This is a genomic window from Planktotalea frisia, assembly GCF_001890925.1.
Taxonomy (GTDB): Bacteria; Pseudomonadota; Alphaproteobacteria; order Rhodobacterales; family Rhodobacteraceae; genus Planktotalea; species Planktotalea frisia.
Genome location: NZ_MLCB01000013.1, coordinates 1 through 10,038 on the forward strand (window position 1 = coordinate 1; position 10,038 = coordinate 10,038).

General features: G+C 53.2%; 10 protein-coding genes. 3 read left to right on the forward strand and 7 right to left on the reverse strand.

Annotation, left to right across the window (positions count from 1 at the left end; genetic code table 11):
• The 7 genes from PFRI_RS00835 to PFRI_RS00865 form a co-directional block, all read right to left on the reverse strand.
• A complete protein-coding gene (locus PFRI_RS00835) occupies positions 1–774 on the reverse strand; it encodes a hypothetical protein (protein ID WP_072628875.1) in 774 nt (257 codons plus the stop codon).
• Between the two features lie 292 nt (positions 775–1,066).
• The gene (locus PFRI_RS00840; protein WP_072628876.1) at positions 1,067–2,134 is read right to left on the reverse strand and encodes a TRAP transporter substrate-binding protein; all 1,068 of its coding nucleotides are present in this window, start codon (positions 2,132–2,134) and stop codon (positions 1,067–1,069) included.
• Between the two features lie 28 nt (positions 2,135–2,162).
• Positions 2,163–3,638 carry a TRAP transporter large permease gene (locus PFRI_RS00845; protein ID WP_072628877.1) on the reverse strand — a complete coding sequence of 492 codons (1,476 nt, stop codon included), beginning with the start codon at positions 3,636–3,638 and terminating at the stop codon, positions 2,163–2,165.
• A complete protein-coding gene (locus tag PFRI_RS00850; RefSeq protein ID WP_072628878.1) occupies positions 3,639–4,229 on the reverse strand; it encodes a TRAP transporter small permease in 591 nt (196 codons plus the stop codon). It lies immediately after the preceding gene.
• A 52-nt stretch (positions 4,230–4,281) separates the two neighbouring features.
• A complete protein-coding gene (locus tag PFRI_RS00855; protein ID WP_245812184.1) occupies positions 4,282–4,803 on the reverse strand; it encodes a flavin reductase family protein in 522 nt (173 codons plus the stop codon).
• A complete protein-coding gene (locus PFRI_RS00860; RefSeq protein WP_072628879.1) occupies positions 4,800–5,690 on the reverse strand; it encodes an aldo/keto reductase in 891 nt (296 codons plus the stop codon). The genes PFRI_RS00855 and PFRI_RS00860 overlap by 4 nt, the downstream gene beginning before the upstream one ends.
• On the reverse strand, positions 5,691–6,845 hold the full coding sequence (locus tag PFRI_RS00865; RefSeq protein WP_072628883.1) for an LLM class flavin-dependent oxidoreductase: 1,155 nt from the start codon (positions 6,843–6,845) through the stop codon (positions 5,691–5,693).
• A gap of 73 nt (positions 6,846–6,918) precedes the next feature.
• Between PFRI_RS00865 and PFRI_RS00870 the strand changes: the two genes are divergently transcribed.
• The 3 genes from PFRI_RS00870 to PFRI_RS21010 all read left to right on the forward strand — a co-directional run bounded on the left by PFRI_RS00870 (position 6,919) and on the right by PFRI_RS21010 (position 10,000).
• Positions 6,919–7,635 carry a GntR family transcriptional regulator gene (locus PFRI_RS00870; protein ID WP_245812186.1) on the forward strand — a complete coding sequence of 239 codons (717 nt, stop codon included), beginning with the start codon at positions 6,919–6,921 and terminating at the stop codon, positions 7,633–7,635.
• A 12-nt stretch (positions 7,636–7,647) separates the two neighbouring features.
• Entirely contained in the window at positions 7,648–8,739 is a 1,092-nt protein-coding gene (locus PFRI_RS00875; RefSeq protein WP_072628880.1) for a Gfo/Idh/MocA family protein, read from the forward strand.
• A gap of 283 nt (positions 8,740–9,022) precedes the next feature.
• Entirely contained in the window at positions 9,023–10,000 is a 978-nt protein-coding gene (locus PFRI_RS21010; RefSeq protein ID WP_139292062.1) for a hypothetical protein, read from the forward strand.
• Positions 10,001–10,038 lie beyond the last annotated feature (38 nt).

Consider the following 10,038-nt stretch of genomic DNA (forward strand, 5'->3'; position numbering starts at 1 on the left):
TCAGACAATTTCCGCGTCATAACCCATGAAAAAATTCGGGTTTTGGGGTAGCAGCGGTATAATACTGTTCCCCAGCAAATTAAAAACTTTTCGCGCATATAGAGGTGCGTTTAACATCGTTCCTGATCTAACCCAATAGTCAGCCTCAATAGAGAAGGGAGTTCCGTCTGGGTTGACGATAGAAAATTCATTATAAGTTTGAAAGTCAGCGGTGATATACCCTGTGTTTTCGGGTACCGTAATCTCTCTAATGGCAGCTTTGGTTGTTTGTGTAGAAACTTCAAAGGTCGTTCCAAAAGTTTTGCCGATTGTTGCACCAATAGAAACAGGCCCCTTTTCGATGCCTGCAGACACTTCCACAGACCACTCTTCCATTTGAGTTTTTGACATTCCACGAGTTATCTCATCATGAAGAGTAACAGTTTGTTTGCTTTCGCTCGGGCTATATTGGTGTGTCGAGCCCGCGAGTTGCCAACGGCTCACCCATTTAAGGCAAACTTGGCTTGGATCAATTTTGTCCGCCGCCAATTGAATGCCGTTCACACAAGCAGCAGTGCCACCCGTGTATGGTACTTTAAAATCTATATTTGCCACACAGTAACGACCGCCCCACATTTGAAAGGCAGTTTCATTTTGCAATATTAGGTCAAGAACACCTGGATATTCACTTAGCGGCATCGCTCCGCTTGCAATTTCTCCTGAAAGTACAGGATCGCTCCAAGTAGCAGGTTTGCTCGGTTGTGGTGGGTTCAATAGTTCTTCAACAGTAGCCAAGGTAAAATTCCTTTTTTAAGAGATTTGAGCGCAAAATTGCTTTGTGAAAGCCAGCGCGAGGGGCTAGTTAATATACACTATTAAGTTGTATATGCCATTCATGCTCTTGTCTACGGTGAAGCGAAAGATGGGTTTTTTGGTCAGTGATAAGCTTGTTTCAATATAAAACTGATCTTTTGCAGTTCGATGCAATCTTGCAATTGGCTGAACCATATTCAGCCAGAAAAAAAGCGGCATCCTTCCAGATACCGCTTTTCAATCGTTCAAACGCCATTTAGGCGACGAGCAATCTTTACTTAATATCAGCCATACGGCCAGCATTGATGTCGGCCTCAGCCTCAGCAACTGCGGATGTCAGCGCGTCGAAGATCTCTTCGCCGCCGTCAACATTGCCTTTGAACCAATCATACACAGGGGCCGCCGCGTCTTTGAAAGCCGCTTTTTCCGCAGGTGTTGGCACATAGAGGTCACCGCCGCCTGCGACGAAATCCGCGTAGGCTTGGATCGACTTACGCTTTGGGGACGCGAATGTCGCCTGCTGGAGCTGGGAGAAACCATCCACAACCACTTGGCGCACATCTTCTGGCATCGCCATGAAGCTGTCGTTGCTCATCCACCAGAGCGCGCCCATGTAGGCGTGGCCGTCGAGCGTGACGTACTGCAAGCCAGCATCTGGGAACTTCATACCCATGATGTCGGTGATGCCGTTCTTGGACCCCTCAACAACGCCCGTTTGGAACGATGTGAACAGCTCAGGCCATGGGATCGGCGTCGGGGAGGCACCCAAGGCACGCACGAGTTCCTGTGGAAGATCAGCAACAACTGTACGGATTTTCAGGCCTTCCATGTCGGACGGGTTCTGCACGCGGCGCTTGGTGTTCGCGAAGTTGCGCCAGCCGCCTGTGTTACCGATGGTCATCAAGCGGATCTTGTCGCCGGATGTTGCCAGCGCCATTTCGCGCATTTTGCGTGTGAAGTCGCCCTCAAGCACAGCTTCTGCAACACGGTCGTCCGCCATCAGGTAAGGCAGGTCGAGAACCTGAACATATGGGAACAGGCCAGCCGCGCCGCCGGATGTGGAGATGTAGACGTCGATGGAGCCGTCAGCCACACCTTGCAAGCACTCAGCGCCCTTGGAGCAAAGCTGCGTACCGATGAACAACTCGACTTCGACCGCGCCATTTGATGCCGCTTCGACGTAGTTTTTGAAGACGACCAGACCATCATAGTCTTCGTCATTCTCATTCGAGTTGGCTGTCGCGCGGATTTTATACTGCGCGTGGCCGTCTGCGTAGGCCGCGAAGCCGGTTGTTGCGAGGAAACTCGCAGCAAGCAGTGTTTTTGTTAAGCTTTTTAGCATTTTTGGTTCTCCCAAGTTGGTTTTTTAGTTAGTTTACGAACCCCGTAAGGCGGGGGATCGTCATCGAAATGGCTGGAATGTAAGTGATCAGGAAAATCACGAATACTTCAACCAAAAGGAATGGCAAAATGGCGCGCGCGATGGCTTCGACCCGCTCGCCGGATACGGAACTGGCGACGAAGAGCACAAGTCCCATAGGGGGTGTGGCAAGGCCAACGGTGAGGTTCACACTCATGATGATCGCGAAATGCACAGGGTGGACGCCAAGATCAACGAAGATTGGGCCAAGGATAGGGCCGAGGATGATGATCGCAGGGCCAGCGTCTAGGAACATGCCGACGATGAACAAGAGCAGGTTGATCAACAAAAGCAGGATCAGCGGGTTGTCGGACAGGCCAAGGATGATCGCGGCGAGTTGCTCAGGTGCGTGGCTCAGGCTGACCACGGTTTTGAACGCCATCGCTGCGCCGACCAGTAGTAAGACCACCGCAGATGTACTCGCTGCTTTCATCAAGATCAGCGGCATGTCTTTCATCTTGAGCGTGCGCAGGATGAAAAAGCCAACGAGGGTTGCGTAGAACACGGCAATCGCTGCGGCTTCGGTTGGGGTGAAAATACCAACAAGGATGCCGCCCAAGATCAGGATCGGTGTTTGCAAAGGCACCATCGCGCGTTTGCACACCATGCGGAAATCATGGCCGACGAGTTGGCGGATGCCGAGGAACAAACCGTGCGCGGCGAGCAATGCGCCGCCTAGGCTGAGCCAGTTTGCCGTCGCGCTCGCGTCTTCACCGAGTGGGACAAATGACCAGATAACGAGACCGATGTTGAGACGGACGAGGGCGAAGGACACCCACCATTCCACCGCGCCCATGCTCGTGCCTTGCAGCACCACGCGTTTGGCAGCAGGCAGGTCGTACTTGTCAGCCGTCAAACGGACCATGACCATCAGGCCGACGCCGACCAATATGCCGGGCACTATCCCGGCCAAGAACAAAGCAGCGACGCTTTCGCCCATGACATATGCGTAGATGATCATGATGCCAGAGGGGGGAATGATCGGGCCAATGACCGAGGACGCAGCAGTAATCGCAGCGGCGTATTTGCGTGTGTAGCCTTCCTTCTCCATCGCAGGGACAAGCATGGAACCGAGCGCAGATGTGTCCGCCACGGCTGATCCAGAAAGGCCAGCGAAGAGCATCGACGACAGGATGTTGACCTGCGCAAGTCCGCCGCGCAGGTGACCCATCAGTGCTTGAGAAAACTCGACAAGGCGCTCAGTGATGCCGCCCCGGTTCATCAACTCGCCCGCAAGCATAAAGAACGGAATGGCCATCAATGGAAAGCTATCTATCCCGTTATAGACGTTGCGATAGAGCAGGGCGATGTCGCGCTCTTGACCGTTAAGGTAGAGCAAAATGCCAGGTGCCGCGAGCAGGCCGAAGAAGACTGGAAGGCCGACCATCAACAATACAAGGAAGACAGGGAGGAACCAAATTAACATTTATTCAGCCCACACATATTCTTCGGCAGAGAGCGGTTTCAACGAGCTATCACCCCCAGTTAATGTGATGAGACTGCGCAAGATCAGCTCGATATTAACGATTGTTAAAAGAATGAATCCTACGAGCAGTGACATGTACATCCACGCCAGCGCGAGTTTGAAACTTTTGCCGCCGACCCAATCAAGTGGCACCCAAAGCGTCGCGGACTTGAAGTTCCAAGACATGCCGCTGGAGTGATCCATTCCGAGTTGAACAGCGGTGATCAGGACCAGAAGTGAAGTGCCAAGCAAGAATAACGACACGATTGCGGCCGCTGCACGCGGCAAAGCGCGCTCAAACATGTCAATCGCGACGAAGCCGCCGACACGGTACGCGGACGGAGCGATAAAGCCTGTCATCCACAGCATCAAAAAGCGCGCGGCTTCATCGGGCCAGGGTAACGCGTTGTTGAGAACGTAACGAAAGAAGACTTGGATCAGGATGCAAACGACCATCAAGGCGATGCACAACACCGCAAGACCACGACCTACAGGCAGCACCAGATCATTGAAGATCTGGAAAGGCATCAGTAGCCATTTTAGTAGTCCCATCGCCTGTCCCCTCCCAAGGGTGACTTGTGAAATTCTGCTATAACGCGCAGGTTTAGGCCTCTTTGAAGCCTCCATACTTTCCAGAATAGAACATAAGCGGGTCTGCCGCTTTTGTGCTGACGCGAGTGACTCGACCAACAATGATCGAATGATCACCGGCATCATGAACCGCTTCTTGGGTACACTCAAAACGGGACAAGCAGTGCGCAATCAGCGGCACACCTTGCGCGCAAGCGTGCCAGTCATATCCCTCAAAGGCATGACCATTGCTTGCGAAACCGCCACAGATATCGGCCTGTTCAGCCGACATGACATGGATCGCGTAGCGCTTGGCGGTCACAAAGGCATCGTAGCGCTTTGACGCTTTTGCCGGTGACCAAAGTACCAAAGGCGGATCAAGCGAAACAGAGGCAAAGCTGTTGGCGGTAATGCCGAGCGGGCCAAGCGCGCTGTCACAAGTTATCACGGTAATTCCCGTTGCAAATCTGCCCAGAGCATCGCGCAACGCGCGTGCGTTTCCCTCGCTCGGCTCGAAGCTGTCGGGCAATGGTAAGGGCGGCATCTCGCGGCTCATGGAACTTCATTTCCGAGTGCTGCGGTATAAAGTTCAAACCAGGTTTCACGATCCATCTTGACCTTCAGAGCATCGCTGATCTTGCCAATGCGATCTAAGGAATTGGTCCCCATTACAGGCATGATGCGTGCAGGGTGTGCGAGAAGCCAAGCGACAGCAACGGCTGTTTCATCCACGCCGTTCGCTTCACTTATCACTTTCAATACATCCAGCAAGTTATTGTTATCTTTTGAAAAAAGCGAACCACCACCAAGAGGTGACCAAGCCATCGGCGCGACTTTGCGTTCTTGCAGATACGCCACATCGCCGTTGGTGAAACCGTCGTGCGCGAGCAAGGAAAGCTCGATCTGATTGGTGACCAGCGGTGTTTTCATCGCCGATTGAAGCAGGGTCCAATCGTGCAGTTTGAAATTAGAAACACCCACAGAGCGCGCCTTGCCAGAGGCCACGATTTCATCGAGCGCGGCACCGGTTTCTTCAGCATCCATCAATGGATCGGGGCGGTGGATCAGCAAAAGATCAACGTAATCAGTGCCCATCAAACGCAAGGAATGTTCAACCGACGCCATGAGGTGCGCGCGCGAGGTGTCGTAGTATTTGACCCGTGCATCAGAGTAGCGACCCGCAGGGGCTACGATATCGCACTTCGTCACAATCTCGATCTTTTCGCGTAGATCCGTGCCTTTTAGCGCGTTTCCAAGGATTTCTTCGGCCTCGTAGCCACCATAAATGTCGGCTTGATCCATCGTTGTGATGCCTTGCGAGAGGCAACTTTCGATCTTGGCTTGTACGTGGCTTGTTGAAGTGTCGGCATCATCGCCAATCCGCCACATGCCATAAATTAAACGGCTGAGGCTTACGTCGGAAGTGAGGTTTATGCGTTCCATTTAGCGTCTTTCTCCTGCGCCAAGAGGTGTCAAAGGCGCGCTGTCTGGCACCCGACCGTAAACGTGGGGCAGTGAACAGGTTTTCAAGTGGGGCAACACCAGTTTTCCAAAGTGTTTGCATTCATCAATATGCGGATAACCCGAGAAGATGAAAGCACGAATGCCCATTTTTTGATAGCTCTCAATCTCGCTCAGAGCTTGATCAGCACTGCCAACCAAAGCGGCACCACAGCCAGAGCGCGCACGTCCGACGCCCGTCCATAGATGCGGCTCGATAAAGCCCTCCATATCCGCCAGATCACGGTTTTTCGCCTGATGACTCACCCCCAAAGAGGTGCTGTCGAGCGCGCGCTCGCGGATGGTTTTACCTTGCTCGTCATCAAGTTTGGACACGATGTATTCGGCGTATTCACGCGCTTCGGCTTCGGTGTCGCGGACAATCATGTGCACGCGCAGGCCGTAATCTAGAGTGCGGTCATAGCTTTCAGCGACTTTATGAACAGCCTTCATGCGCTCTGCGAGTTGGTCTTTGGGTTCTGGCCACATTAGGTAAACGTCGCAATGTTGGCCACAAAGATCGAGCGCGGAGGGCGAGTAGCCACCGAAATAAAGCAGGGGGCCGCCAGTTTGATATGGCCGTGCTGGATCGGTCGGTACGCCTTGGAAATCATAGACTTCCCCGCTGTAGTTGATTTCGTCCTGTGTCCAAGATTGTTTGAGGATTTCCACGACTTCTCGTGAGCGCTGGTAGCGAAAGGCACTGTCGGCTTTTTCACCAGGGAAATCGGAGGAGATGATGTTAACGGTTAAGCGCCCCTTCATCATATGATCGAGCGTTGCGATGGTGCGTGCCAGCATGATGGGCTGCATCTCGCCGCAGCGCACAGCGGCGAGCATATTGATCTTGTCAGTGATGGGTGCGCATCCCGCAACAAAGCTCAGCGTGTCTTGGCCCACCTGATATGAAGAGGGGCAAAGAATGTTGCGAAAGCCTTGCGCTTCGGCCTCTTTCACAATGTTGGAGCAATGCTCCCAGCTGGAGCGGAGATCGCCGTTTGGCACACCGAGAAATTCGTAATCGTCAGAGCAGAGCGCGGAGAACCAGGAAACTTCCGCGGCATCTAGGTCTGGCGACGTGATAGGAACGACCGTCATTTGGGTGCCTTTCATGTGCGTCATTTTGTCTTGCGTAGCATCGGTGAAAGTGTAAATCAATGGTGTATCAATTTTGGATACCCTTAAAGTGCCAACTCAGAATGCCTTGCCACTCTATGTCCAGATCGCGGAGCTTTTGATCCGCGATATTGCGGCGGGTCGCTATTTGGATGGTGAGCGTTTACCACCTGAACGCGATCTGGCATTAAGTTTAAGTACAACAGTAACAACGTTACGCAAGGCATTGGTAATGTTGGAACAAAAAGAACTCTTAAAGCGGGTTCAGGGGTCTGGAAATTATGTTCAGGTGCAATCAGATGTTGAGAGTGTTTATGCCTTCTTTCGGGTCGAGTTGTTGCAAGGTGGTGGCTTGCCAACAGCGCGCCTTTTGTCGATGGATCGTTGTGAAAAACCGAATGACTTACCGGAGTTCGGGAGCAGCACATTCGGCTATAGGATTCGGCGTTTGCGCAGTTTGTCGGCGGTGCCGTGTGTGCTGGAAGAGATTTGGCTTGATGGCAGTTACGCTGCAAGCTTGAGCGCGGATATGTTGTCGGACTCGCTGTATCTGTTTTATCGCGAAGTGTTGGGCTTGTGGATCACGCGGGCAGAGGATCGCTTGAGTGTTGCGCCATGCCCTGATTGGGCGCCGCAGGAATTTGCGCCAGCCAAAGGCAGTTCGCTTGCTTACGCCGAACGCATCAGTTGGGCGCAGGACGGCGCGCGCGCCGAGGTGTCGCGCAATTGGATTGACACAAGTAAGGCGCACTACGTGGCGCGCATAAAATAGGGAGACACGCCCATGGCGACGTTCAAATACGGAATTCTTGGCTGCGGCATGATGGGCGGTGAGCATATTCGAAACATCGCCTTGCTTGAGGATGCAGCGGTTGCGGCGATCTATGAGCCGGACGCCGCGATGTCAGCGGCATCGCAAGCCCTCGCGCCGAATGCCGTTATGTTGGCGAGCGAGCAGGAATTGATAAATTTCCACGATTTAGACGCGATTTTGATCGTGTCGCCCAACCACTGTCATGCAGCACAGCTCGAGGCGATAAATGCAGCGCGCCCTGATATTGCAATCCTCGTTGAGAAACCGCTTTTCACAGACCCGAGCGATCTGGCGCGTGTCACTGCATTGAAAGAAAAACACAAAGCGCCGATTTGGGTGGCAATGGAATATCGCTATATGCCGCCGATCACTGCGCTTTTGGAGCGTTTGCAAAACGCGACGGGCGGCACGAAGATGCTGACGATCCGCGAGCACCGCTTTCCTTTTCTGGAAAAGGTTGGCGACTGGAACCGCTTCAACGTCAATACGGGCGGTACTTTGGTTGAAAAGTGCTGTCATTTCTTTGACTTGATGCGTCTTGCGCTTGGCAGTGATCCTGTGCGCGTGATGGCGAGCGCAGGGCAGGCGGTGAACCATCTGGATGAGGTCTATGATGGGCAAGTGTCCGATATTTGGGACAGTGGTTATGTCATTGTTGACTTCGCAAGCGGCGCGCGCGCGATGCTAGAGCTGTGCATGTTCGCGGAAGGTGCGCGGTATCAAGAAGAGATCAGCGCTGTCGGTCCGAATGGGAAGGTCGAAGTCTTTGTTCCCGGACCAGGGCGGTTTTGGCCTGAACACTTGGGTGACCCGCCAATCGCGCGCCTCGTGGAGAGCCCGCGCAATCCAATGGGACCCATTGAGCACGAAATTGTCGTTGATCCCGCATTGCTTTCTGCCGGGGATCACAACGGTTCGACTTTTTATCAGCATCAGCGTTTCGTTGCTGCGGTGCGCGGCGAAGGGCCTTTGGATGTTTCACTGCAAGACGGCGTTTGGGCCGTACGCATCGGGCAGGCGGCACAGCAATCAGCCGCAACCGGAGAGGCCGTCTCTTTCTAAGAAGAGACCTTCAAAGCGCTTTCTGGGATTGAAACACTTGTTTTGATGCAAATCAGTCACGCCACCATATATTGTGCTATCCCGGATGCAAACGTGGGCATTTAGCCTATTTGGTTCACTTTTTGTGCTGAAGTATTGCAACAATCGCTTGACTCTCCTGGAAATTGACCGAATCGGATAACTTTTGGGCTATCAAACGTATCTAAAGATTGTTACGTTCAGGGCATAACTAAAATAGGCACGCCCGTAAGAGTCGGTCTGAGGTAAAAGAGCGGTATAGGTCATGAGAGCGATAGATTTCGTTGCCCGTCGGGGTATGGGTGTTGTTGAGCGCGGCACGGTTGCGGCGGATGCCGCTGAGACAGTTGTTAGTGTAGGATCGGGTGTTGAGTTCTCGTTGAACCTTCAGCCTGGCGACATGCAAGCATATAGCAGACAAGGTAATAATCTAGAGATCGTACTCGCTGATGGGCGCGTTATGATCCTTGAGGGTTACTTCGTTGGTGGGGGTGAAAACCCTAACCGTCTGTTCATTAGCTCAGGCGGTACTCTAAACGAGGTGAGCTTTATCGAGGGCGCTGACGGCGCGCTCTTTGCTCAGTATGGAACAACCGCTGAGTGGGGCAAGTGGAGCCCTGACGACGATTTGATTTTCGTGGACGATCCGAACCTCATGGCCGCAACTGGCATTGATGGCGATCAGGACGTGTCCATGCTTGGTGCCGGCCTATTGGGTGCTGGCCTTCTTGGTGGTGGTGGTATCGGTGCGGGCGCACTTGCGGCCGGTGCAGCTGGTGCTGCGCTTTTGGCATCCGGCGCTGGTGGCTGCGAAGCCCCGGAAACACCTGTCGTTCCAGAAACACCTGTTGAGCCAGAAACACCGGTTGAGCCTGAAGGTCCTGTTACGCCTCCAGTAACGCCTCCGGTCACACCTGTTGATCCAGTTGACCCTGTAGATCCACGCACACCGCCAACCATCGATGGTAACGGACGCACGGATACATACGGTGGCGATGAGCTAACCGAAGCTGGTAAAGTCATCACTGTCACAGGAACCGCGGAAGAAGGTTCTGAAGTAACGGTTGTTGTTGCAGGCCAGACAGAAGTTGTCATCACAGATGGAGACGGCAACTGGAGCGCGACATTTGATGGCGACGACTTCCCGGCTGATGGTACATACACTGCAGACGTAACTGTCGTAGAAGAAGATGGCACAACGACCGGCCTTGTGGGTCAGACGGTTGTGAAGTGGTCCTACTAATTCGGACAGGTTTGTGGCTCAGCTAAGATGTAATCGGG